The organism is Hymenobacter sp., from assembly GCF_036387835.1.
GTDB lineage: Bacteria > Bacteroidota > Bacteroidia > Cytophagales > Hymenobacteraceae > Hymenobacter.
The window spans coordinates 24387-47860 of the sequence record NZ_DASVSY010000067.1 but is presented as its reverse complement, the minus strand read 5'-3'; the positions used below and the strand labels follow the sequence as shown (position 1 = coordinate 47860).

Annotated in this window: 19 protein-coding genes; 8 read left to right on the top strand and 11 right to left on the bottom strand. The window is 56.8% G+C overall.

The features are described 5' to 3' along the window. Window positions 1-99: 99 nt before the first annotated feature. From VF639_RS12645 to egtB, 4 genes are all read right to left on the bottom strand, one after another. On the bottom strand, window positions 100-1467 hold the full coding sequence (locus VF639_RS12645; protein WP_331146273.1) for an MATE family efflux transporter: 1368 nt from the start codon (window positions 1465-1467) through the stop codon (window positions 100-102). Between the two features lie 179 nt (window positions 1468-1646). Further along, complete coding sequence (locus VF639_RS12640; protein ID WP_331146272.1) at window positions 1647-2759, bottom strand: pyridoxal phosphate-dependent aminotransferase; 1113 nt, start codon at window positions 2757-2759, stop codon at window positions 1647-1649. A gap of 235 nt (window positions 2760-2994) precedes the next feature. Further along, window positions 2995-4041 carry an L-histidine N(alpha)-methyltransferase gene (egtD, locus tag VF639_RS12635; protein ID WP_331146271.1) on the bottom strand — a complete coding sequence of 349 codons (1047 nt, stop codon included), beginning with the start codon at window positions 4039-4041 and terminating at the stop codon, window positions 2995-2997. Window positions 4042-4121: 80 nt separating this feature from the next. After that, window positions 4122-5540 (bottom strand): ergothioneine biosynthesis protein EgtB, encoded by a 1419-nt coding sequence (gene egtB / locus VF639_RS12630; protein ID WP_331146270.1) that lies wholly within the window; start codon window positions 5538-5540, stop codon window positions 4122-4124. Window positions 5541-5831: 291 nt separating this feature from the next. Here egtB and VF639_RS12625 point away from each other — a divergent pair, with 291 nt between their 5' ends. The 4 genes from VF639_RS12625 to VF639_RS12610 all read left to right on the top strand — a co-directional run bounded on the left by VF639_RS12625 (window position 5832) and on the right by VF639_RS12610 (window position 10137). Continuing rightward, window positions 5832-6086: a KGG domain-containing protein gene (locus VF639_RS12625; protein ID WP_331146269.1), complete on the top strand. Its 255-nt coding sequence runs from the start codon at window positions 5832-5834 to the stop codon at window positions 6084-6086. A 187-nt stretch (window positions 6087-6273) separates the two neighbouring features. Then, window positions 6274-7356 carry an o-succinylbenzoate synthase gene (locus tag VF639_RS12620; protein ID WP_331146268.1) on the top strand — a complete coding sequence of 361 codons (1083 nt, stop codon included), beginning with the start codon at window positions 6274-6276 and terminating at the stop codon, window positions 7354-7356. A gap of 124 nt (window positions 7357-7480) precedes the next feature. Next, the gene (locus tag VF639_RS12615; protein ID WP_331146267.1) at window positions 7481-8794 is read left to right on the top strand and encodes an aspartyl protease family protein; all 1314 of its coding nucleotides are present in this window, start codon (window positions 7481-7483) and stop codon (window positions 8792-8794) included. A gap of 188 nt (window positions 8795-8982) precedes the next feature. Next, window positions 8983-10137: a hypothetical protein gene (locus tag VF639_RS12610; RefSeq protein ID WP_331146266.1), complete on the top strand. Its 1155-nt coding sequence runs from the start codon at window positions 8983-8985 to the stop codon at window positions 10135-10137. Window positions 10138-10201: 64 nt separating this feature from the next. On the opposite strand, the gene VF639_RS12605 is transcribed toward VF639_RS12610, so the two are convergent. Beyond that, the gene (locus VF639_RS12605) at window positions 10202-11899 is read right to left on the bottom strand and encodes a glycoside hydrolase family 26 protein (protein WP_331146265.1); all 1698 of its coding nucleotides are present in this window, start codon (window positions 11897-11899) and stop codon (window positions 10202-10204) included. Between the two features lie 529 nt (window positions 11900-12428). Here VF639_RS12605 and VF639_RS12600 point away from each other — a divergent pair. The 4 genes from VF639_RS12600 (at window position 12429) to VF639_RS12585 (ending at window position 16227) form a co-directional block, all read left to right on the top strand. Next, on the top strand, window positions 12429-13352 hold the full coding sequence (locus tag VF639_RS12600; protein WP_331146264.1) for an alpha/beta hydrolase: 924 nt from the start codon (window positions 12429-12431) through the stop codon (window positions 13350-13352). Between the two features lie 255 nt (window positions 13353-13607). Beyond that, window positions 13608-14156, top strand: a complete 549-nt coding sequence (locus VF639_RS12595) for a phasin family protein (RefSeq protein ID WP_331146263.1) — start codon at window positions 13608-13610, stop codon at window positions 14154-14156. Window positions 14157-14228: 72 nt separating this feature from the next. Beyond that, window positions 14229-14507 (top strand): hypothetical protein, encoded by a 279-nt coding sequence (locus VF639_RS12590; protein WP_331146262.1) that lies wholly within the window; start codon window positions 14229-14231, stop codon window positions 14505-14507. A 31-nt stretch (window positions 14508-14538) separates the two neighbouring features. Continuing rightward, window positions 14539-16227: an ABC1 kinase family protein gene (locus tag VF639_RS12585; protein ID WP_331146261.1), complete on the top strand. Its 1689-nt coding sequence runs from the start codon at window positions 14539-14541 to the stop codon at window positions 16225-16227. 110 nt (window positions 16228-16337) lie between these two features. On the opposite strand, the gene VF639_RS12580 is transcribed toward VF639_RS12585, so the two are convergent. The 6 genes from VF639_RS12580 to VF639_RS12555 all read right to left on the bottom strand — a co-directional run bounded on the left by VF639_RS12580 (window position 16338) and on the right by VF639_RS12555 (window position 23453). Beyond that, window positions 16338-17810 carry a glycoside hydrolase family 30 protein gene (locus VF639_RS12580; RefSeq protein ID WP_331146260.1) on the bottom strand — a complete coding sequence of 491 codons (1473 nt, stop codon included), beginning with the start codon at window positions 17808-17810 and terminating at the stop codon, window positions 16338-16340. Between the two features lie 40 nt (window positions 17811-17850). After that, window positions 17851-18351, bottom strand: a complete 501-nt coding sequence (locus VF639_RS12575; protein WP_331146259.1) for a helix-turn-helix domain-containing protein — start codon at window positions 18349-18351, stop codon at window positions 17851-17853. 182 nt (window positions 18352-18533) lie between these two features. Beyond that, complete coding sequence (locus VF639_RS12570) at window positions 18534-19397, bottom strand: glycoside hydrolase family 16 protein (RefSeq protein WP_331146258.1); 864 nt, start codon at window positions 19395-19397, stop codon at window positions 18534-18536. 201 nt (window positions 19398-19598) lie between these two features. Next, window positions 19599-20474, bottom strand: coding sequence for a glycoside hydrolase family 16 protein (locus VF639_RS12565; protein WP_331146257.1), 876 nt, complete (start codon window positions 20472-20474; stop codon window positions 19599-19601). 149 nt (window positions 20475-20623) lie between these two features. Further along, window positions 20624-21880, bottom strand: a complete 1257-nt coding sequence (locus tag VF639_RS12560; RefSeq protein ID WP_331146256.1) for a PKD domain-containing protein — start codon at window positions 21878-21880, stop codon at window positions 20624-20626. A 79-nt stretch (window positions 21881-21959) separates the two neighbouring features. Beyond that, window positions 21960-23453 carry a RagB/SusD family nutrient uptake outer membrane protein gene (locus tag VF639_RS12555; RefSeq protein ID WP_331146255.1) on the bottom strand — a complete coding sequence of 498 codons (1494 nt, stop codon included), beginning with the start codon at window positions 23451-23453 and terminating at the stop codon, window positions 21960-21962. Between the last annotated feature and the right edge of the window lie 21 nt (window positions 23454-23474).

Sequence of the window (23474 nt, the reverse complement as noted above, 5' to 3'; positions counted from 1 at the left end):
ACGATGAAGAGCCGGCCATGAAGACCAACTGCTTTTCCTGGTACATCAAATTTATAACGTCTCGTTCCCCCGGCTCAACATACGACCCTAACAAGCAGTCTAGCGGCCGGCCAGCACGGCGGAAGGCCGCAGAGGCACGGCACTATGCTGCCGGAAACGCCAAAGCAGCACCCCGGCTACCAGCGTCAGGCCCGTTAGCAGCCCTAGCCACACGCCAATATTCCCCATATTCAATCCAAAGCCCAGCCCGTAGCCGGTTGGCAAGGCAATAACCCAGTAGGCGAGCAAGGCTACCAAGGAAGGTATTTTAACGTCTTCTAACCCCCGCAAGGCGCCCAGGCCTACCACCTGCAAGCCATCGGAGACCTGGAAGGCGGCGGCAATGAGCAACAGGTTGGCTGCCTGCGCTACCACGGCGGGGTCGTGGTTGTAGAAATGCGGCACGTAATGGCGGCCTGCTACCAGCAGCAACCCCATAGAAGCCATAAACAAAAAAGTCAGCAGATAGGCGGCCATCCCCGCTTGTCGGGCGCCGTACGCATCGCCCACACCGCGCAAATTACCCACCCGAATAGTAGCCGCCGCCGCAATACCACTGGCGGCCATATACGTAACCGACGCCACATTGATGGCAATTTGATGAGCCGCCTGCGGCGTAACCCCCAGCCAGCCAATCATAATATTGGAAAAGCTGAAAGCCCCCATTTCAAACATCATCTGCAAGCCAATGGGTGAGCCAATGGCTACCAAGCGGCGTAGCGTGGCACCATCGGGCCGGCGCCAGGAGGATGCCCCTGCCCGGTAAGGGCGCAAGCGTGCGGCCCGCAACATGTACGCGCCCATCAGCAGGGCCATCAAGATGCGGGCAAGCAGCGTGGCCCAGGCCGACCCAATCATGCCGAGGGCGGGAAAACCTAGTTTGCCAAACACCAACACATAGCACAAGCCGGCATTGACGATATTGGCCAGGACCGACAAGTACATGGCCTGCCGCGTGAGTCCCAAACCCTCAGCAAATTGCTTGAAGCCCTGGAATATCATGAGCGGCAGGAAAGACAGGAACATGATTCGTACCCAGGGAGCGGCCAGCGCCACTACCTCGGCGGTTTGGCCAAGGTACCCTAGAAGCGGCGCCACCCCGATGCCGGCAACGGCGAGTAGAACACCGGCCAGCGTACTCAGCCACACGCCAGCCACCAGCAACCGGCCGAGTTGTGGCACGTCGCGCTGTCCGTTGGCGGCGGCTACCAGCGGCGTGATGCCCATCGACAGCCCCAGGCCTAAAATCATGACCACGGTGCTCACGCTTACTCCGACCCCGATGGCGGCCAGTGGCACCTTGCCCGTTTGCCCTACTACCACCGAGTCGCAGACGTTGACCAGCACGTGGCCTAGCTGGCTAAACACGACGGGATAAGCCAGCAGAAAAATGGGTTTGAGGTGGGGGCGAAGGGCAGCGAGCGGCATGAGGGCAAAACAAAAGAAGTTTGCAAAGGTAGCTCAGTTGCCGCCAGCAACCGACTTCAGCCCTGAACTTGCCGCCTAGCTTTCGTGCCTGGAATTATTGTAACTGATGTTACACACCGAATTAGCAGGAACACTAGCAAGGGGCTCTTGCTTCTTTAGAAAAGGCGATTTTCAAGCAATCAGCCGCTGCGGTGCGTAACATCAAATTGTAAAACAACCGAAAGCCTCCAAATTGCCTCCGCCAGTTCCGCCGCCGGCACCGCGTACGACAGCCGCGCAAAACCGGGGGCTCCGCAGGTTGCGCCATCCACTACCACTACGCCGGAAGCTTTGAGTTTCGCTACTAGTTGGGCTGAAGCCTCGGCGGGCGCAACCCCAGACGCGAGAAAGGCGCGCAGGTCGGGGAAGGTATAGTAGGTGCCGCCCGGGCGATGCGGCAAAGAGCCCGGTAAAGTAGCCAGAAAATCGAGCAGGCGCTGGCGGTTGGGGAGTAGCTGCTGGCGGAGGGCGGCCGTGATGGTAGGCTTGGCTTCGGTAGCGGACAGGGCTGCAAACTGGCTGGCTACGGCCACGGCACCGCCGGTAGCAAATTGCTGCAAAGCACAGGCCCGGACCACTGTGTGCGGCGCCACCAGGTACCCAACGTTCCAACCCATTAGCGCCAGTGATTTGGAAAACCCGTTTACTACCAGGTGCTGCCCGTGCGGATCGGGAAAGGAGAGCAGCGAGTGTGCCGGCTCCGATTCAAAGCAAATACCATCATAAATTTCATCGGCCAACACAAAAAGCTGGGGATGCTGGCGCGTGACAGTTAACAGCGCCTCTATTTCGGCGCGCTGGTAGATACGACCCGCTGGATTGTTTGGGTTGGTGAAAATTATCACCCGTGTGTTCGGCGTAATGGCCGCCCGCAACACCTCCGGCGACAACACGTAGTTGTCGGCTACAGACAAGGGCAATTCGCGCATTACGCCTCCTGCCCGTTCAACCAATTCCCAAAACCCAAACCAATTGGGGGTGGGTAGCAATACTTCGTCGCCGGGGCGCAGCACTGCCCGCAGCAAAGCAAACAGAGCGGCTTTGGTGCCGGGGGTAACGACAATGTTGAGGGGCGTTACCGGCGGGCCTTCTTGCCGATGATAACCGGCGGCCAGTGCCTCGCGCAACGCGAGCAGCCCTTCTACCGGACTACCGGGCAAGCGGCCCACACGCAGCAGGTCTATTACGCGGGCAGTGACTTCGGAGGGAGGTAAAAAATTGCCGTAACCAGAGGCGAGGCTGATAGGGGACATGAGAATAAGCCGGTAAGAACAGTCGCCAATAAGGTAGGTAAACTAGACTGGCCCGTGCAAGCCTCAAGTCAACTGTAGTGTTTGCCTCTCGAAAATAGTTGAGAGCAACTTACTGCGACGGTTCTTTGAGGCCATCAGTGCGCAAGGTTAGGCTTCCACTCCACCTGCTTACTGGAGCTCAGCTAAGCCTTCTGCGGCCGAAGCGTAGCGCTAATGCATCCGAAGAGTTGTTGCCTTACTGCAAAGGCCGGAGCACCACATCGGCAAAGTAATCTTGTTCGTCGGTAAAGAACTCCGTGACGCTTAATTCGGCTTCGGCCGCTAATGCTTTGATTTGCGGGCCGGTGAACTTATAGGAGTTTTCGGTGTGAATGGTTTCCCAGGCAGCAAACGGAAAGGTTTGGTTGAGGGCCGTAACGTGCACGGCTTGCGCGCGGGAGCTCACCAGAAAAGAGCGTACCGTGCCGGCTAAGGGGTCGTAGTCGGTGTAATGCTGCCAGTGGGCGAGGTCGAAGTCGGCACCAAGGTCCCGGTTGAGGCGCTTGAGCAGGTTGAGGTTGAAGGCCGCGGTTACGCCCTGCGCATCGTCGTAGGCGGCCCGGATGATGCGCGGGTCTTTTTGCAGGTCGAAGCCAATGAGGAGCCGGTCGTTGAGGCTAAGGGGAGCGGCCAGGTTACGCAGGAACGTGAGGCGGTCGGCGGGCAGAAAGTTGCCGATGTTGGAGCCCAGAAACAGCACCACTTTGCGGCCCGGCCGGGCCGCCATCAGGCGCAGGGCTTCCGAATAGTCGGCTACAATGGGTTCAACCCGCAGCGCGGGTAGCTCGTCCCGTAGGCTAGCCGCCAAACCATCGAGGGCGGCGCCGGAAATATCGACGGGCACGTAGGTGAAATCGGCTTCTGTGTCCAGCAAATGACGCAGCAGAATCTTGGTTTTCAAACCGTCGCCGGCCCCTAGTTCCAGCAGAAAAAACGGCTCTTGCGCAACGGCTGGGCGCAAGGCGGTAGCCAATGCCGACTGGTGCTGCGTGAAAAGCTTGAACTCGGTGCGCGTTGGGTAGTACTCGGGCAGCGCCATGATCAACTGAAACAGCCGGCTTCCCTCATCATCGTAGAAGTACATCGACGACAAGGTCTTCTGCGGGCGGCGCAACCCCTCGGCTACGTGGCGCTTCAAGGTTTCTAGCTCCGGGTTGCTAGTTTCTAGTTGTTCAGAAGACCAGGGTAAGGCGGCAACATCAAGAGCAGAAGCAGAACGTTCCGAGGCAGAAGAAGAAGACATAGACAACACGAAAACAACCGAAAAACTGAAACCGCAAGCCAAGCTTAGGTTACAAAAACAACCAACTAAAAACCAGCAACTCACCTGGCCAGGCGGATACCCGTGAACTGCCAGCGCTTGTCGGCGTGGAAGAAGTTGCGGTAGGAGAGGCGAATATGGCTGACGGGCGTGGCGCAGGAGCCGCCGCGCAGCACCAGTTGGTTGATCATGAACTTGCCATTGTACTCGCCTAGCGCCCCTGGGGCCCGGTTGTAGCCGGGGTAGGGGTGGTACGGCGAGTAGGTCCATTCCCAGGCGTCGCCGAGCAACTGGTGACAGCGGGTCGGGTCGGCATTGGGTGGCAGAGGCTGGGGGTCGAGGAGGTTGCTTTCCAGGAAAGTGCCCCCCTCGGGCGTGGCCTGAAAGTGGCAGGCGGCTACTTCCCACTCCTGCTCGGTGAGCAGGCGCGCACCAACCCAGGTGGCGTAGGCCTGGGCCTCGTAGAAGCTGATGTGCGTAACCGGAGCGGTTGGGTTTACCGGCTGCAAGCCGCGGTGCGTGAAGCGGTGCCACTGCTTGTCTTTCAACACCCAGTACAGCGGGGCCTCCCAGCCCTGACTCTGCACCAAGTCCCAGCCTTCGCCGAGCCAATGCCGGAAATCGTGGTAGCCGCCCGCCGCCACAAACGCTAGGTATTCTCCGTTGGTTACCAAGCGGTTTTGAATTTCAAAATCAGCAGTCAGCACCTCATGTGGGTTCAACTCATTGTCGAAGCAAAACCCGCTGCCCTCGTACCCAATGCGCGAAATACCGCCCGGCACCGGCAGCCAAGTCGCCTTCGACGGGGGGTAATTCTGAATTAGCGGTTCCGAATCGTTCAACTCCGGCTCCACGGTCTTTCTCAATTCTGAATTCTGAATTTCAGATTCTGAGTTGCCCAATTCCAGCTTCTTCGTCTTCCTCGATTCAGAATTCCGAATTCCTAATTCAGAATTAGTAAAATAGGCCGGGGCCAGGGGGCTGGTGCTGAGGATGTACTTGATGTCGGTGGCTAGCAGCTCTTGGTGCTGCTGTTCGTGCTGCAAGCCGAGCTCGAATACTTCGTGGAAAGCTGAAGGCAATGTGTCGGCCAGGGCCAGTAGCTGCGGCATGTGCTGGTCGATGTGGGCGCGGTAGGCGTACACATCAGTTAAAGCAGGGCGCGAGATGGTGCCCCGGTCGGCCCGGTTTACGCGCGAGCCAAGCGAGTTGTAATACGAGTTGAACAGGAACGCGTAGTCGGGGTGAAATACGGAGTAGCCGGGTAGGTGTTCTTTCAGCAGGAATGTCTCCCAAAACCACGTAACGTGGGCCAGATGCCACTTCGGCGGACTCACGTCGAGCATGGGCTGCACCACCGTGTCTTCGGGTAGGAGTGGAGCACACAGCAGCTCCGTACGTTGGCGCACCTCCCGGAAGCGTTGAGCTAAAGAAGGTCCGGCAGTCACCGGTGGGGCAAAGGAGAGAGGGGACGTTGACATAGCAGCAAAAGAGAAAGAAGAGGCTTGGCAAGTAACTGCATTTCTGCAGTTCAGGTTTTGCCTGAGCTTGGAGCAAGCCGTGGTTGAGGCCGCAAGCTCCTCCGTATTTGCCGCAAGCACAGCCGTGTATATCGCGGAAGCTCCTCCGTAGAAAGCGGTATTTTATAGCCTTCGGTCCATTTCTTCCCGGTTTTAGTTAGCCCTGAGTTCGGTAGCTGCGTTTCTTGCTTACAGATACCGACCACTTCAACATTCAACTTCAGACATTCCTTTTCCACAACCCATACGACTATGCAAAACAACTCTCAACCCACGCCAGCATCACGTCCGGCTGCTAAATCAAAAGCAGCTGCCACCGATTCCAAGCCGAAGCGTCCACGGGGCTTTGCTGCCATGGATCCAGAGCAGCAGCGTCGCATTGCCAGCGAAGGCGGACGGGCTTCGCACGAAAGTGGCCGTGGCCACCGCTTCACGGCCGAAGAGGCCCGCGCTGCCGGCCGTAAAGGCGGCCAAGCAACCCGCAAAACCTCATCGGCCAAAGCGTAAGTTGTACCCATCGAAGGCCTACTTCCAACTATGGCCTTTGAAAAGCCGCTTCCGGATCCGTTCCGGAAGCGGCTTTTTTTATGGCCATTTGGGAAGGGCGAAATTGGAAAAGGTGAAGTGGTGAGATGAGGAAAGGTATTTTGCGCACAACTTCACTTTTAACAATTTCACCTTTCCCAAAAGGGCCATGCTTCAGCTTCGCTATTCACAGCGCGTTTTGCGCTTCAACTTTCCGGCCCGTACCTCCCGTGGCGCCCTCACCGAGCACGTGGCCTGGTATCTGCACCTCACCGATGCGCAGCAGCCGGGAGCCACGGGTTTGGGCGAAGCGGCCCCGCTAGCCGGCCTCAGCCCCGATTACCGGGCGGATTTTGAAGCCCGGTTGGCTCGCCTGTGCACTGAGTTCAACAACGCCAAGTTCAGTGCCGAGGCCGCACCGGAAGAAGTGCTGGCGCTGATTGAGCCCGAATGGCCCGCCTTACGCTTCGGCCTCGAAACTGCCCTGCTCGACCTGCACCACGGCGGCCGTCGCCAGCTCTTCGATAACCCGTTCAGCCGCGGCGAGGCCGGAGTGCCCATCAACGGGTTGGTTTGGATGGGCGATGCGGCGTTTATGCGCGAGCAAATCCGGAAGAAGCTCACCGAAGGATATTCCTGCCTGAAACTTAAAATTGGGAGCCTCGATTTTGCCACTGAGTTACAATTGCTGGCCGAAATCAGGGCGGAAGCCGGCCCCACCGAGCTTACGTTGCGCGTGGATGCCAACGGGGCCTTTGCGCCCACCGAGGCCCTGGCAAAGCTAGAGCAGCTGGCGCGGTTTCAACTGCACTCCATCGAGCAGCCCTTAGCAGCCGGGCAATGGGCCGCCATGGCCGAAGTGTGCCGTCATTCGCCGGTGCCCGTGGCCCTGGACGAAGAACTAATCGGCGTTACAAACCCCGCCCTGCAAGAAGCGCTGCTAGAGGAGGTGCAGCCCGCGTACATCATTCTTAAGCCCACGCTGGTGGGCGGCATGGCGGCGGCGGCGGCATGGTGGCAGCTGGCCGAGGAGTGGGGCATTAGCTGGTGGCTGACATCGGCCCTGGAATCAAACATAGGATTGAACGCCATCAGCCAATTAGCCGGCGAGTATGCCCTCCCGAACTTTCCGCAGGGCCTAGGGACCGGCCAACTCTACCACAACAACTTGCAGTCGCCCCTACGCATTGAGGCGGGCCAGCTGCATTACAATCCTCAGGGCGAATGGGAGCTGCCAACCCCTGACGCCTGAGGCAGGTATGGCGTAGAACAGAGAAGGTAGAAGCCGAGGTTTGGTCGTGGGGCCGGTATTGCTCTTGCAAGAATGGCGAAACAGATGGCTTTTGGCTATATTTCCCATCCCGCCCTGCTCCCATATGCCTGCCCACTGGTTCCCTGCGCTTGCTTTGTTGCCCGGCCGCTGGCGGCTGGGGCGGCAGTGGTACAGGCTGTCGGTGCTGATTTTAGGGCTGCTGCCACTGGTTGCGGAAGCGCAATTTCAGCCCCAATCAACTAAAGAGCAGCTGGCATTTCGCTTCGTGAGGCCTGGGCAGCGCAAAGTTCGGATACCGTTCGAGTTTCAGCGCAACCTCATCATTGTGCAGGCTCACCTCAACGGCCAGGGACCTTATAATTTTCTACTCGACTCGGGCGTGGGCATTTCGCTTATCACCGACCCCACCTTGATTGAGCCCCTGAAGCTGCGGCGGGGCGCCAACTACAACGTGATGGGTGCCGGCCAGGAAAAGCCGTTAGAGGCCTTCTTCTCCGACAGCGTACAAGTGAAAATGCCCGGCGTAATAGCGCCTACGCTGCCGTTTTTGGTGCTCTCCGCCGATGTGCTCAACCTCTCGGGCTACGTGGGCATACCCATCCACGGCATCCTCGGCTACGATGTTTTCAACAGCTTTGTGGTGCAGGTAGAGCCCACGGCAGCGCAGCTTTGGTTTCACGCCCCGAATTCGTTTGAGGCGCCAAAGGGCCGCCGCTGGACCAAGATGCTCCTCGATATCGAAGGCCGTAAGTCCTACCTCAACACGGCCGTGAGCATCACCGATTCATTGACCTTGCCCCTCAAGCTCGTGCTCGACACGGGGGCCGGGCACGCCCTTTCGTTGGAAACTTCTTCCGATAAGCGTATGCGAGTGCCCACTGAGCGCCTGCGGGCACAACTGGGCCGCGGCCTCAGCGGCGCCATCAACGGGTATCTGGGGCGGGTGCGCAGCATGCAGCTAGGCCGGTACAAGCTTAACTCTCCCCTTACATCCTTCCCCGATGCCGACAACGGGGCCATGCGCGTGGAGGTACCGCGCAACGGCAACATCGGATTTGAGCTGCTGAAGCGGTTTGAAGTGATAATCGACTACACCCACAACTCGCTTTGGCTGCGCCCAAATGCTTTGTTTCGGGACCCATTTGAACACGACATGTGCGGCCTGGAACTGCTGGCGTCCGGGCCCGAATACCGCCGCTACTTCGTGTTGCGCCTAGAGCCAAACTCACCTGCGGCCGCCGCTGGCCTGCAACCCGACGACGAGTTGGTATCCATCAACCTGATTCCGGTTAAGAGCATGAGTCTCACGCAAATCAGTCGCATTTTTCACTCCGGCGACGGCAAAACACTTTTCCTGATAATAGAGCGTAACGGCCAGTCGGTGGCTGCTTTCGTGCGTTTGAAGCGCCAGATTTAAGGATGCTATAGTGAAATGACGACGCAGTGAGAACACATGCTTGTTGTTCTGTTAATAGAACTTGCAGCGTTGCGCGCTAAGCTTGCTGCCCTACAGGTTGCCATTCCCATACAGCTAAAATTCCTACATTAGAAGCTGGTCCTAGCGGCGCTACTTTTCCCACGCTTTTCTCTGCCCAATCCACCCCAATGCCCACGCCCCCCGTGCTGCCGTCGCCGCCCCCCGCTATCCAGGCCAACCAGCACATCTACACCGATTATTTTCGACGAGATTTTGTTGAGACGCTCGACCGTAACGTTCTGCAGCTGCTTGACCGGGTGTGGTTTCGTTCGCGCTTGATCGGGTTCGAGAATTTTCCGGAGCGCAACAACCCCGCACGCCCGCTCATCTTCGCCTCCAATCACTCGGGCATGGCCTTCCCCTGGGATGCCATTGTGGCGCTAGCCCATATGTGGCGCATTTTGCCGGGGCAGCGCGGCCTGCCCCGACCCTTGTCGGCGCCGTTGCTCTCGCAGTCCACGCTCATGAACCCCTTTCAGGTCAAGAATTTCTGGAAGAAGTGTGGCTGCGTGGATGCCACCACACTCAACTTCGAGACGATGATGTACTATCAGGACATGAACCTGATGCTGTATCCGGAAGGCGTGCCGGGCATCGGCAAAGGGTTCAACAAGAAGTACGAGCTGCAGCGGCTGGCCAGCAGCATGGTGCGCCACAGTATTGCCCACCGCACCGACGTGATGCCGTTTTACACCATCAACGGCGAGTACCTCAATCCTTACGCTTACAGCTGGGAGTGGCTCAACAACCTGAGCAAGAAGGTTGGTATTCCGTTTGTTCCGCTCGGGCCCATTGTGCTGCTGGTGCTGCTCCAGCCCTGGTCGTTTTACATGGCCTATCCGGCCCAGCTCTCGTTCGTGCTCGGTACGCGCATCCGGCCCTACGAAATGATCGACAAAGACCCTGCTGACCTCACCCGCGAAGACTACACGGCGCTTTCCGAAAAGGTCCGGCAACTGATGCAAACCGAAATGGAGGCGGCTGTGGCTAAACATGGCCAGCAGCCCTACCGCTGGCGCGAGCTATGGCAGCGCATGAAAGAAAACTGGCGCTACTTTCCGTTCTTCCTGCCGGTTGCTTGGCCAGCCCTGTTCCGCGAGTTCGAGCGCCTCTACGTCAGCGAAGGCCACCGCGACTTTAAGATGCAGCTTGATAAGCCCGGCGCGTGGCTGCGTATGGTTTGGCGCAACCCCTTTACCATCACCTTTTTCATTCCTATTCTCGGCTGGATTCCTATTGCCATTCGAGGCTACAAAGGCCACAATATAGGCGGAAAGCAGTAACCCAATTAAATCTGTACTCTGGCATTAATGCTTAAGCTACTCCGCCACTTGCGTTAATTATTCTTTAGGGCAATAGTTTCTCGGTGAACGAGATAAAGGTGCTCTTGTTTATGCTCCAATCAGGGGCTGGTATTTTACCCCAGGCCTTAGGATTATCAGCCAGGTTGAAATAGCAAGCTCCTACTATTTCTTGGTGCTTGTTAATTACGTTTGCCGCATCATCCAGCCACTTCATCTGCAAATCCTCGGGGCCTTTCACACCAAATTCAGTTATGAAAATAGGCTTGTGTGTGAAATATAGTCGGTGATGCTTGCGTGCGTAAATTGTACTGAAAGATTCTTGCTTGGTTGGATCAGTGATATTTTTATCGGGTAAGCCGTAAATAGCCATACTCACATAATCTACTACATCGCCACCAGGCCACCATTCAACAGCCCCACGGTCTCCGGCTGGTCCCCATATTCGCTTTATATTATGCAGGTTATTTGGAATAAGCTGCATGAAATGGCGGAAAGCTTTGATATAGGCTATCGGGTCCTGGCTTTGCCAGGCGTAGCGTTCAATCGGAATTTCCATTTCATGCGCGAACCGAAGGTATACTGTTTGGTTGGTAGTGCCCAAAATAGAATAAAGTTTTTTAAATACATCGTCATACTTGCCGCGACTTGTATTCAACAACACGTTGTCATCTTCAGTGTAATTCTTGTCTCTCCAAGGCTCGACGGTTAAAATAACATCATGCTTACGCGCTGTCATAGCAGTGAATTCTTTTAATAGATAACCATTTTCAATATTTCCTAAGTCAATAAATAAATGTTCTAATTTTACAGGCTTAGCCGTCAGTAACAGTCTCTTGGGATCGTAAACGCCTATAATTGGCTTGGTTGTTCTATTAATAAATGGCTTTGCGAGAGGCGATTCAGAAATTGTTGTGGAGTAGATAGTTGTTTGCTCACGCTCAAACTCTTTGAAAACAGTTGGTAGCGATTTGCGAGCAAGAGTATTCGTGCTTGTGTCTGCCGCTCCGAGTATCAAGATTGGCTTATCCATAAATCTCATTCTATGAATTTTTCGCTTGAGTGAAACCGCAATGTCCTTGCTGCGTGGATACCCTTTCGCTTCAAGCTCGGACCTGCTATCTATTGTTACGCTTATTAAATCAACGGCATCATTACCCGGCCAATATTCTTCTGCTCCCGGATAACCGGCTGCTCCCCAAACAATTTTAGCCTTGGGTGAAAACTGTTTAGCTAGTTTCGAAAAGCGACGAAACGCTTCGGCGTAAAGAGCGGAGGATTGGTATTGCCAAGGATAAATAGTTACCGGTACTTCCATCTCCGGATTCCACCGCAAGTAAACAGGTTGTTCAGTTCCCGCTAGCGAACTACAGATAATTTTGATCTTGGCGTCGAAATTACCAGCAACAAATCTTTGCAGAACATTTTCTTTATTGAAATTAAGCGTTTTGATAGTAACCAGATTTGGTTTATTATGCGCTAGGTTGGTAAGCGCTTGCTGAATTTCCTTGTCGTCAGTGTTCTCAAATAGATTAATTATGAAATGCTGAAAATCAAGTTTCTCTATTTCAGTGATTTTATTTTTTCGATTATACAGCCCAATGATAGGTTCTGCAAAATTGTTTGTAGTTGTAGACTTCGATAAGGATTTTTCTGAAGATGACTTGAAATAGCTGGATCCAACTAAGGCTGAGAAGGCAACAAAGAATATAATTAAAACATAGAAAACGGTTTTGTTATTCATGCGGACGGTGTTTAACAGCTTGAACACCATAAGAAGGATGCAAGCTGAAGGTGGGGAGGGCGGAGGATGTAAACTCTGTGACAGAGTTCTTAGGTATGGTTTCAGTAATTGAATGACAGCGAACTAATTACTCGTGACGAACCTAATCTGGCAAGCAGTCGAGTTGATGCTAACCGTGTAACTCGCATTCAATTTATATTAAATCTTGGTATTTTACTGTAATTGCTCTTAAACGCAAGCAACAACTATGGCGGTTGCCATTTGCTGGGCCTTTCTGAATTAGCGGTCTAAAGCGAAGTATTTAGTAAGTCTAGGCAGGGCTATTCTAGCCTCTAATAAAACCATCACGCTACGGAGCAGCTAGGTGCCAGCGGACGGGTTGCAATTGGTATTTTTCAAGCAAACCTCACTGAAATCAGTATCTTACCATTGCTGCTCTGCGTATTCAGCATGCAGCGCATTGTATTTGCGGCCTTGCGCCGTTGTTGCCGTCCTGCTCCCTGCCTAAGTTCCCACGTTTGCTTTCCCAATGCCGTCTTCTCAGCATTTGCTGCTCAAGCAGTTTCTTACTGCCGCGACGGGCCCTTTGGCCCGCCGCCGGCCCCAACTACCTGCCATAAGGCTGGCCGTAGAAGTGGCCGCGCTCTTTCATTTTGTGCCCTGGAATGTATTTCTGGAAGATACTGACGTGGAAGGCATGGCCGCCGAGTGGCTTCGTCCTGTTGGTGCGCATCCTAAACGGGTGCTGCTGTACTTACATGGTGGTGGGTACGTAATTGGCTCCCTGAACACTCACCGGGCGCTAGTGGGTGCTCTGGCTGAAAGCTGCCAGCTCAACACCCTGGCCATCAACTACCGCAAGGCCCCCGAATACCCCTTCCCCGCCGCACTCGAAGATGCCCGACTGGCCTACGACTGGCTACTCAACCAAGGCTACCAAGCCCACGATATTATGGTAGCGGGCGATTCGGCCGGGGGCGGCCTTGCGCTGGCCCTGCTCCTGCATCTGCGCGACGCCAAAGTGCCGCTACCCGCTGCCGCTATCGGCCTCTCCCCCTGGATCGACTTGGCCATGCCCAAAGGGGTAGAACGGCAAGCCTGCTACGAAGAAGCCCGGGTGTTAGAAGCCCTCGAAATGCAGAATTGGGGTAGCTTCTACGCTGCCGATACTCCGCATACGCACCCCTTGCTTTCGCCCGTGAAAGGCAAATTGCACGGCTTGCCACCGCTGCTGGTTCAGATTTCCGATGCCGAAGTACTGCACGATGATGTGGTGGGCTTCTGCCGGAAAGCTCGCTTGACGGGGGTGCCCATTACGTTGCAGGTATTCAATGGCCTGGTGCATTGGTGGCACTTATTCTGGCGTTTTGTGCCTGAGGCTCGGCAGGCACTCAATCAGGTAGGTGAATTTACCCGCAGCATTTGGGCAACTCAGTTGCCTGCCGAGCGGTAAAATAGGATAGCTAGCAAGGCCGCTGGTCATATAGCAAGAAAAAGAGGATGCCTCAGACCGGATTGTGAAACTGCTGCAAAACAAATTTGCCCTTGAAAGCCAATTGCCGATGAATATTTTGTCTTCAGCATCAACTATATAGCGGCCGTTTTGTAGGTTTGTAACATATAGTAGGCTTGCATACTACTTTTCTTGGCCAGCGAGTCCGCAGGCCCATTTTCTACTTCTCTCACTCTCTTTTAATCACTCAGCTTTATGGAAGATTTGTTTAAGAAGTTCATCAACGCAGGCGTTGGCTTCGTTTCCCTTACTACCGATCGGGTGCAAAAAACCATTGATGCGCTGGTACAGGAAAGCAAGCTGTCGGAGCAGGAGGGAGCTAAAATCATGGATGAGCTGAAGCAAAACGGCGAAACCAAGCGCAAGGAGCTGGAAAAGCAGGTGCAGAGCATTGCTTCGCGCGTGATGAAAACCGTAGGCGTAGCTCCTAACTCCGATGTGGAAGAACTGAAACGCACTGTGAAAGGTGGCAGTAAGGCAGCTGCCGCAGCACCAAAAGCTGCCGCGCCAAAGGTGGGTAAGCCTACGGTTAACTCGCTGGTAGGAACCACCAACGTAAGTAGCTCGGCCGGTAGAGCGGCGGCTGCCCAGAAAACCGTCACTACGCCTGCTACCAGCACGGTGGGTAAAGTGAAGAACACCAACGCCAGCGACAGCAAAGAAGAAAAAGCCAACAAAACGGCCGCTAAAAAAGCCATTTCGCCTAACGACAACACGTCGAGCACTGGTAGCACGCTGTCGTAAACTGTTGCTTTTGAAGCTGAAAAACCCCGTTCGGGCTACCCGAACGGGGTTTTCTATATTCCAACTGATAAGATGAGCTATACGCTGCGAGCTATGTTGCGTGAGGCCGGAAGTATGCTGCCAACTGCAGCGCCGGCCGTAGCAGAGAATGTTTGTACCAAGACAGCATTCGTGGAGTTTCTGGAATACAACGAATTTGAACTGGCAATGGAGCAGCTCGAAGGTTTAGGGGAATCTTATAAAATGCCAGTGCGTTTTTGGAGCTTGCTGCTAGCTTGCGCTAAGATTATGGAACTGCAAACCTCCGCAGCGTACTACGAGCGGCAAATCGCCGCTTGTCGAAATAGTTGAGGTCGTTAGTGGCCGGTTTATCTGATACTTGATGTTTAAAAACACGATTTCCAACCTGACTCGCATCCGGCAGGTAGCGGAGGTACTCATCCGCTACGGCTTCGAGGATGCTGTTACCAGTACGCCTCTGCGGCGGCTGGTGCCCCAAAGCCGGCGTATTTCGTGGCAGGAGGGCGAGCAGGCCGTGTTTGAAACCACGCGTTGGCAGCGCATCCGGATGATTATCGAGGAGCTTGGTCCCACCTTCATCAAGTTGGCGCAAGCCATGAGCAACCGCGCCGACCTGCTGCCCCAGCCCCTGATCGACGAGTTCGAGAAGCTGCAAAGCAACGTGCCGCCTTTTGATGTGCAGGTAGCCAAGGCCATTATCGAGCGGGAGATGGGCCAGCCGCTCGATGAGGTGTTTGCCGAGTTTGATGACGTGCCGCTAGGTTCCGCCAGCATCGGGCAGGTGCACCGGGCGCGGCTGCTGTCGGGCGAGGAGGTGGTGGTGAAGGTGCAGCGGCCCGGCGTGCAGGAAAAAGTGCGCTCCGACCTGGCTTTGCTCCACGAGTTGGTTCGGCTGACGGGTAATTTCCTGCGCAAGCAAGGCCTGAGCAATCCACAAGACGTAGTCGATGCCTTTGAGCGGAGCATGACCAAAGAGCTGGACTACACCTCCGAGGCCCGGAGTATGGAGCAGTTTCGCTCGCTCTACGCCAACTACGAAACCTTCTACATTCCCAAGCCCTACCGCGAAATCAGCACGTCCCGGATACTAATAATTGAGTTTGTGAGCGGCTGCAAAATTACCGACAAGCCGCAACTGCTGGCGTGGGGCCTGAGTCCGGAAAAAGTGGCTGAAACGGGCATGGATATCTACCTGACGCAGATATTCGAGTTCGGCATGTTCCACGCCGACCCGCACCCCGGCAACGTGCTGGTCCGCCCCGACGGCACGCTGGTGCTCATCGACTTCGGGATGGTGGGCAAAATGAGCAAGCAGCAGAAGTACGCTTTTGCGGGCGTGTTCATTGGTATGGCCCGCCAAGACGCGCGTGGTATGGCGTTGAGCTTCCGGCGCCTGGCCATTACCTCCGACATCCAGGACATGCGGGCTTTCGAGGCTTCTCTGGGAGAGCTGATAGAAGACTTTGCTAGCCTCGACGTCAAAGACATGAGCATGTCGGATTTGGCGGAGGCGCTGCAGGGCGTCATTTACACCTACAAGCTGCAAGTACCCGGCGCGGTGTTCCTGATTCTGCGGGCGCTCGTGATTCTCGAGGGCATAGGAAAAGTGCTGCACCCGCGCTTCAACACGTTCGAGTTTGTGCGGCCCTACGGCGCGCGCATCGTGGCCGAGCAATACTCGGCCGAGAACATCCTCAGCGAAGCCGAATACACCGGCACGCAACTACTGGCCCTCATCCAAACCCTACCCGCCGACATTCGGCAGATCGTGCGCAAAATTTCGCGCGGCGACCTACGGGTGCGCGTCGAGCTGAGCGGCTACCTGCTGCTGCTGCGCAAAGCCGACCAACTGGTGAGTCGCGCTATCCTGGCGGCGGTGTCGGTGGCTATGATCTTGTTTGCGGGCCTGAGCTTGCTAGGAACCTATCCAGCGGGCCAGATGCCCTACTACCGCGGCCTACCCATCGTGACGTGGTACAGTTTGGGCATCGCGTCGTTCCTGCTGCTGATTCTGTTTATTCTCGGCACCAAGAAGGAGCGTCAGGAGTAGAAAAACGGCCTCGCTGCGAACCGCAAGGTCTCAGGGGTGCTTGGAATTCAAACATATAGAAGCGGCACTAGTCCTTGTGAAGCCAGGCTGTGGCTGGTAATGCTACAAACCTAGTTAACGACCATCGTCATGATGGAATGGGCGCGGCTGGTGGCGGCGGCACCCTGGCCTTTAATCCAAAGCTGAAACGGTTGCTCCTGATCGGTGCTGTTCATGACTACCACGGCTACTTTGCCGTCGGGGTTGAGGAAGGCGGTGGTTTGCAGCACGTCGCGGCTGGCGGCGGTGGCAATGCGCTTGGCGCCAGGGCGGATGAACTTAGAGAAGTGGCCGATGTAGTAGTAGCTGTTGGTGTAGAGAAGCTTGCCGTTGCGCGTATCGCCGATGAGGGGCGCGTAGCAGAAGTTGCCGACGTGGTTGGGGCCACCGGTTTCGTCGAGCAGCACATTCCAGTCGGTCCAGGCCACGGTGCCGGCGTTGAAGTCGTTGATCATCGAGTGGCCGTACCGCTCGCCCAGGGTCCAGTCGTTTAGCTTGTCGAACTTGAAGTTCTCCACGCAGCCCTCGGTGAAGATCAGGTTTTTGTCGGGGTAGGTTTCGTGCACGCGGCGCAGGTTATCGAACTGCATGGCGCTACCGGTCCAGGTTTCGTACCAGTGGAACCCCAGGCCCCAGTAGTACTGGCTGGCTTCGGGGTCGTCGAAGAGGGTGCTGGCGCGCTGGTAGATCAAGTCGCGGTTATGGTCCCAGCCGATGAGCTTTTTATTGCTGAAGCCCGCTTTCTTGAGGGTCGGACCGAGGTAGCCCTTCACGAAGTCGCGCTCTTCCTCGGCCGTGAACAGGCAAGACTCCCACTTCTGCTTGGCCATGGGCTCGTTCTGCACGCTCAGGCCCCAGATGGGAATGCCGGCCTTTTCGTACGCCTGAATGAACCTAACAAAGTAGTCGGCCCAGGCTTGGCGGTATTCGGGGAGTAGCTTGCCGCCTTGCAGCATACTTTGGTTGTCTTTCATCCAGGCCGGTGGGCTCCACGGGCTCACGTACGTGGTTAGCTTGCCTCCGGCCGCGGCCTGTGCCTGCTTAAGGAAGGGGATGCGGTACTGCTCGTCGTGGCGGACGCTGAAGCTTTGCAGGGTCTTATCGTTGTCGGCTACGTAGGTGTAGCTGCCGCTGGAAAAGTCGGTGCTGTGGATGCTGGTGCGGGCCAAAGTGTAGCCGATGCCGGCCGTGGGGCTGTAGTAGGCTCGCAGAAATTCTTGTTGCGTGGCCTTGGGCAGCTTGGCGAAGGTTTCGGCGGCGGCATCAGTGAGGGCGCCCCCAATGCCGAGCATGGTCTGAAACGTGTGCGTGGGGTCCACGAAGACGGTCGGCTGCGTTTCCAGCGGCTGACCCACTTCTTTGAATGGAAGCTTATCGGTGGCCGTCAGGTGCAGCGCCGTATTGCTGGCCGTGGTGTACACCTGCACCTGCTTACCCGCTACCGGGTAGGCCTGGCTGGTTGTAGCACCTTTCTGCGCCTGCGCAGAAGTGGCAAGAATACCAGCCAGCAACGTGAGCAAAGCAGTTTTTGAAAAAAGCATCATGTGGTTTAAAGAGAAGCAGGAGAGGTCAAGCCGTGGCACTTTAGTTATGGCCAGCTGAGCAAGAAGCCTGCATGGCTTCATTGCCGGCATCGGAAGAGGAGGCGAGTAGTGTCTGGAGCCTTTGCAAGGCCTTGCTCACCGTAACCGGGCAAATGGATTTCGCGTGGCCTTTGTCGACGAGGTAGCTGGCTAACTGACGGAGCGTCCAATGGCGGGTCGAGTCGGCGGTGCGGCGCGAAAGTAGGGCCAGAAGGGCCGCTTCCACGGTGGGCGTCAGCTTGGTGGGCGCCCCGCCCTGCGGATGCGTATTCAAATAGGAGGTAAGCCCCTGGCGCTGAAAGGCCCGGCGCAGGGCATACACCCGGCCCTCGGTCATGGTAAGGCGCTGCGCGGTTTCGGCGGCCGAGTAACCGGCGTGCCAGTCCAGTAGCGCTTGCGCCCTATTGATTTGCCGGCGTACCAACTGCTCTTGTTGCAGGTAGTGCTGCACCTCCTGGTGCTCGGCCGCCGACAACCGAAAAAATTGCTTTTGACGGCCCATATACAACGTATAAAAAGTGCATGAAAAGGAAGCCGGACTCTTTGCAGGGCCGTTGCAGTAGGTGCCTAGCAAGATCAGAAGTACCAGCAGTCGAACTTCGCCAAGCGCGTGTTTTTAGCTGCTTGTACTGCTTTGGCTACTCATAGGAAATGTTGGCGGGCAGTGCCCTGGCAGCAGACTAGCTACTGCTGCTTGAGCTTGTAAAAGCGCACGTAGTCCACGAGCATCTGCTGCGGAAAAGCAGTTTCGGCTATGCCCTTCTTGCCACCCCATTCGCCGCCCACCGCCACGTTGAGGAGCAAGTGAAACGGATGGTCCCAGGGCCAGGCCTCCCAGCCGGAGTGCTCGTTGCGGCTAGTGAAATAGGATTTGCCGTCCACTAAAGCCGTAATTGTTTCGGGCGTCCACTCCATGGCGTACACGTGGTAGGCGGTGGTGGCGGTAGGCACGCTAATAGAATCGGTTTTCTGGTTGTTGGTGCGGAAGTAGTATTTCTTGCAGTGTGTGGAAGCCTGCACGATGGCCGGCCGGTAGCCCACGTACTCCATAATGTCGATTTCGCCGTTGGCGGGCCAGCTTTTGTCGCCGTATTTCCAGTCGTCGGGCAGCATCCAGATGGCGGGCCAGGTGCCACGGGCCGCCGGAAGTTGGGCCCGCACTTCTACGCGGCCGTAGGTGAGGCTGCCCCCACCTTTAACCCGTGATACCAGCCGCGTGGAAGTGTACGGATTTGGTGGATTCAACGCCTCGCGCCGGGCCTCAATAATCAGGTGGCCATTCTCGACGCGGGCGTTTTCGCGGCGGGCTTTGGTGTAGAACTGCGCTTCCTTGTTGCCCCAGCCACTGCCGCCCACATCGTAGGTCCATTTCACGGAATCGGGCAAGCCGGTGTAGTTGAACTCGTCGCTCCACAGCAGTTCCTTGAAGGAGTACTTGGGCAACTTGCTGCGTTCCGGAGGGCTGAATCCAGTTGTTCCGGAAGCACAAATCAGCAGCAACAGACCCGCAGTAGCCGAAAGAATAGCCTGGTTTGAAAAGAGCTTCATTGTTGGAGGGAAAAGTTCTGATGGGCAAAGGCAGTAGCGCGAGCCTGCGCTTCGTTGAACAACAGACAATTGCAACGGGGCGGTTTCGGTCGTGCAACAAGGCACTAAGTGCAGACGTGCGCTACTGTTTCCGGACGGTCTAAATCAGCAAATCAGGCTACTAAAGCAGCATAGCCCCTAGCCGACACGGAAGAGGGCCGCCTATTTATACTGGTAGTAACGCACGTAGTCCACCTGCATCTGCTGAGGCAGCACGGTGGAGGCGTCAGGGTTGCCGTCGAAGTCGCCGCCGATGGCCACGTTCAGAATCACGAAGAACGGGTTGTTGAACGGAAACGGGCTGGCGTCGCTGCCCGTGAAAGTGTAGTACTGCTGGCCGTCGAGGAAAAAGCGGAGCTGGTCTTTGCTACGCACCACTGAAAAGATGTGGAAATCGTCGGAAAGGTCGTTGGCTTGCACCTGCGTCGTACCCTTATAGCGGTGGTCGGTGGTGCTGTTGCCGAAGTGCATCGTCGAGAGCAGCTCCTTGGGGCGGCTGCCGCGCAGCTCCATAATATCGATTTCGCCGCAACGAGGCCAGTTGTTCTGGTCGATATCAGCGCCTAGCATCCAGATAGCGGGCCACACGCCTTTGCCTTTGGGTACTTTGGCCCGCACATCGAGGCGTCCGTATTGGAAGCTTTGCTTGCCCTTGGTGATGAGCCGCGCCGAGGTGTACGCATTGCTGCCCGACTGCTGGCGGCGGGCCTGAATCACGAGGTTGCCGCCCGTCAGAAACGCGTTGTCGGGCGAGTTGGTGTAATTCTGCAGCTCGTTGTTGCCCCAGCCGCTGCCGCCTTGCTCGTACACCCATTTGGTTTGGTCGAGGGCGCCCGCGTCGAATTCGTCGCCCCAGGCCAGCGTAGTATACTGGTTGTAGTCGCGCGCTTCCTCGTTGACCACCGGCGTGGTGGGCGTGGGGTTCGGGGTGGGAACGTTCTTCTTTTTCTCTTCGGTGCAGGACCCTAAGCTCAGGGCCAGCAACAGGCCAACCCCGAGTCGATAAGTCTGCCCTTTGCTGATGGACAAGATTTTCATTTCCGCTGATGTTGCTTGTTCGGCAGCGGCGAAATGCAGCTGCCCTTTACCTAATAAAACACAAGTGCTTAATAGAAAGCCGATTCAGGATAGGTTGTTTGTCGAACCCTCAAGCCGCTACTTACCACTCAGCCCTTGTGTCTCGTCACTTATTTCACCACCATCTTGACGGTGAACACCGTGCCGCCGTTTTGCCCGCTACCCGCGCGCAGCGTCATCTTCTGGTTGTCGATGGATAAGATGCGGTAAACCCGCTCCGTAGGAGAAGCATCGGTGGCGGCAATGAAGGCCCCGGCCCGTGAAAGCGTAAACTGCGCTAACCCTGCGCCGGCGGCGGGCCCAAATACCATGGGCGAAGTGCCCGACTGCGGTGCCTGACAAGAATAGCCGTTGGCGGAGAAGGTTTCGGCCAGGGCATTGTAGGTGAAGACGTTGGCCGTCGAGAATGTGTACTCGTCGTCGGACTGGCAGGCGGGCAATTGCCCCGGCATCACGCCCGCGAAATACTCGAGCGGATTTGCTTCGGTGCCCACCGTGATGGGGGCGTCGGTGGCGTTGTCTAGTTTCCAGGTTCTCGACGAGCCGCCCGTCAGCAACAACTTGATGGGGGCGGTAGCGTCGTAGATGGCCAGCGTTACGGTGGTGCGGGTGCCGTCGGGGTTGGTGCCGCGCAGGCGCAGGCGGGTATCGGTGGCTTCCAGAATGTCGTAGGTTTTGTTGACCACCGAATCGGGCAGGCCGATGAAGGCCCCCTTGCCCTTTAGCACAAGCTGCGGGTTGCCGCTGCTGTTGGGCCGAAAGCTGAAGGCCCCGGAGTTGTTGCGGGAAGTGCTGCAGGCGCCGTTCTGATAGGTTTCACCGCCGCTTTCGTAGTTGAGCGTAAAGCCATTGCTAAACGAAAACTGGTCGTCGAGCTGGCAGGCGGGCAGGGTGGTAGAGGTGGAAAGCACCGTGCCCGTCGCCGATTCGCGCACGATGGCGCCGGGCGTATTGGCGAAGGCCCACACGCGGGTGCCACTGCCGACGCAGTCTACGAGCTTGCTGAAGGCCGCACTGCTGCAAGCGTCCGGAACGGTTACGGCTTGCTTGGCCGAAATGCCCGTGCCGCCGCGGCCGGCCGTCACCAGCTCCACCTGGTAAGCACCGGCCCGCGGGTAAGTGTGCTGCACCGTGTTGCCGGATGCAATGGCGTTGTCGCCGAAGCTCCACTGGTAGAGGAAACCGTCCTGGCTGGTGCTAGTGAAGGCCACCACCGTCGGGAATTCAGTTTGATTGACTTGGAACGTGAAGCTCGACTGCGGTACTGGCCCTTCCAGCTCGTTGTCGTCGCCTTCTTTCTCGCAGGAGGAGAAAAGCAGCGGGGCCGATGCAAGCCCCCATACTGCCAAGCGTACTATATTTTTCATGGGAATTCAAAAGAAGGTAAAGTGGGAAGCACCTCAACCCACCAGCCCAAGGCCTAGCCCCAGGCTGGTGGGCAGGCGGTTAGTAGCCAGGATTTTGCGTAAGGGCCGGATTCACGTCACGCTCCGACTGCGGAATGGGCAGCAGCACGTTGAAAGGCTTCACGCCCTTGGCGCGCAGCTGCGGCGAGGTGAGCAGCTCACCGGTGCGCTTCATATCAAACCACCGGTCCATCTCAAACGCCAGCTCGTACTTCCGCTCGCGCCAAACAACTTCTTTGAAGGCCGTAGCGCTGATACCCGCCGCAATGTCGCGGGCGCTCGGTGTGTTGATTGGCAACCCGAAGGCGCGGCGGCGCACCTTGTTGATGGCCTCCAGCCCTTCGGGCGTTGGCCCAACGGCCTCGGCCAAAATCAGGTACGTCTCGGCCAGGCGCAACACCGCAATATTGAGCTCCGAATCCCAGATGTTGGTGTTCACTTTGCCCACAAACCACTTTTTCACGCCGTAGCCGTTGGGTGAGCCAGGTAAGGAATTAGGCTGCTTGCGGCCATCAGGATACAAGTCGCCGGGCTTCCAGATGGTTACGTCGCGGCGCAGGTCGCCGGCCTCGTAGCCCGCCACAAAGTCGGGCTCCGGAATGTTGAAGCCGTAGCCGCCCTGCGGTACGATGCCCTGCCCCCGCGGGCCCATAAACTCGTTGCCGCTCCAGCCCGGACCGTCTTGGGTGTACTGGTTGCGGCCCGCCACAAACTGCACTTCAAACAGCGACTCCTTGCCGTTCTCGTTGGCTACCTTAAAGTTGTCGGCGTAATTGTCCCACAAGGCTTTGCCGCTGCTCGGGGCTAGCACTTCGCGGGCTCGTTGGGCGGCCCCGGCCGTGTTGCCCTGCGTGAGATACACCTTAGCCAGCAAACCCGTAGCGGCCCATTTGGTGGCCCGCCCAATCTCGTCGCCGCTGTAGGAGGCAGGGAGTTTGGTGATGGCGTCGGTGAGGTCGGTTACAATTTGGGCATACACCTGGTCGGCCGGGGTGCGCGGCACATTCACTTCCGCCAGCGTGAGCGGCGGCGTAGTCAGCAAGGGCACATCCCCGAAAGCCCGTACCAGATCGAAGTAGTACTTGGCCCGCAGGAATTCAGCTTCGCCAATGCAGCGCTGCTGAATAGCCGGATCGATCGACATGGCTGGTACTTTCTGCAGCACCACGTTGGCGCGGCCGACGGCCACGTAGCAGCTGCCCCACAAGCGGCTAGTCAGCGGGTTGGTAGCCGGAATGTTGAAGTTGTCGAGCTGCTGCTGCTCGATACCGTCGCCGCCCCCACCGCCCCCGGTGTTCGAAAGGTCGGAGCCAATGTCGCCGATGCCCCATAAGGCCGAATTATACTGGCCCAGCGTGGCCAGCTCGCTGTAAACCGCGTTGGTGGCTTGAATAGCATCGGTAGTTGTTTTGTAGAAGTTGGCGTCGGTTACTTGGTCGGTGGGGGCTTCGTCCAGAAATTTCTCTCCGCACCCTGTCAGCAGGCCCAGCGTCAGTAGCCAAGCGCCGCAAGTGTATTTATTGAAAGTCGACATTTGTCTGAAAGAGTAAAGGGG

What these genes read in the sequence shown, in the direction of transcription:
- VF639_RS12620 (WP_331146268.1), top strand. Translation starts at nt 6,274, where the DNA reads ATGCTTCAGCTTCGCTATTCACAGCGCGTTTTGCGCTTCAACTTTCCG.
- VF639_RS12645 (WP_331146273.1), bottom strand. Translation starts at nt 1,467, where the DNA reads ATGCCGCTCGCTGCCCTTCGCCCCCACCTCAAACCCATTTTTCTGCTG.
- VF639_RS12610 (WP_331146266.1), top strand. Translation starts at nt 8,983, where the DNA reads ATGCCCACGCCCCCCGTGCTGCCGTCGCCGCCCCCCGCTATCCAGGCC.
- VF639_RS12605 (WP_331146265.1), bottom strand. Translation starts at nt 11,899, where the DNA reads ATGAATAACAAAACCGTTTTCTATGTTTTAATTATATTCTTTGTTGCC.
- egtB (WP_331146270.1), bottom strand. Translation starts at nt 5,540, where the DNA reads ATGTCAACGTCCCCTCTCTCCTTTGCCCCACCGGTGACTGCCGGACCT.
- VF639_RS12615 (WP_331146267.1), top strand. Translation starts at nt 7,481, where the DNA reads ATGCCTGCCCACTGGTTCCCTGCGCTTGCTTTGTTGCCCGGCCGCTGG.
- VF639_RS12590 (WP_331146262.1), top strand. Translation starts at nt 14,229, where the DNA reads ATGAGCTATACGCTGCGAGCTATGTTGCGTGAGGCCGGAAGTATGCTG.
- egtD (WP_331146271.1), bottom strand. Translation starts at nt 4,041, where the DNA reads ATGTCTTCTTCTTCTGCCTCGGAACGTTCTGCTTCTGCTCTTGATGTT.
- VF639_RS12625 (WP_331146269.1), top strand. Translation starts at nt 5,832, where the DNA reads ATGCAAAACAACTCTCAACCCACGCCAGCATCACGTCCGGCTGCTAAA.
- VF639_RS12585 (WP_331146261.1), top strand. Translation starts at nt 14,539, where the DNA reads ATGTTTAAAAACACGATTTCCAACCTGACTCGCATCCGGCAGGTAGCG.
- VF639_RS12640 (WP_331146272.1), bottom strand. Translation starts at nt 2,759, where the DNA reads ATGTCCCCTATCAGCCTCGCCTCTGGTTACGGCAATTTTTTACCTCCC.
- VF639_RS12575 (WP_331146259.1), bottom strand. Translation starts at nt 18,351, where the DNA reads ATGGGCCGTCAAAAGCAATTTTTTCGGTTGTCGGCGGCCGAGCACCAG.
- VF639_RS12595 (WP_331146263.1), top strand. Translation starts at nt 13,608, where the DNA reads ATGGAAGATTTGTTTAAGAAGTTCATCAACGCAGGCGTTGGCTTCGTT.
- VF639_RS12600 (WP_331146264.1), top strand. Translation starts at nt 12,429, where the DNA reads ATGCCGTCTTCTCAGCATTTGCTGCTCAAGCAGTTTCTTACTGCCGCG.
- VF639_RS12555 (WP_331146255.1), bottom strand. Translation starts at nt 23,453, where the DNA reads ATGTCGACTTTCAATAAATACACTTGCGGCGCTTGGCTACTGACGCTG.
- VF639_RS12580 (WP_331146260.1), bottom strand. Translation starts at nt 17,810, where the DNA reads ATGATGCTTTTTTCAAAAACTGCTTTGCTCACGTTGCTGGCTGGTATT.
- VF639_RS12565 (WP_331146257.1), bottom strand. Translation starts at nt 20,474, where the DNA reads ATGAAAATCTTGTCCATCAGCAAAGGGCAGACTTATCGACTCGGGGTT.
- VF639_RS12570 (WP_331146258.1), bottom strand. Translation starts at nt 19,397, where the DNA reads ATGAAGCTCTTTTCAAACCAGGCTATTCTTTCGGCTACTGCGGGTCTG.
- VF639_RS12560 (WP_331146256.1), bottom strand. Translation starts at nt 21,880, where the DNA reads ATGAAAAATATAGTACGCTTGGCAGTATGGGGGCTTGCATCGGCCCCG.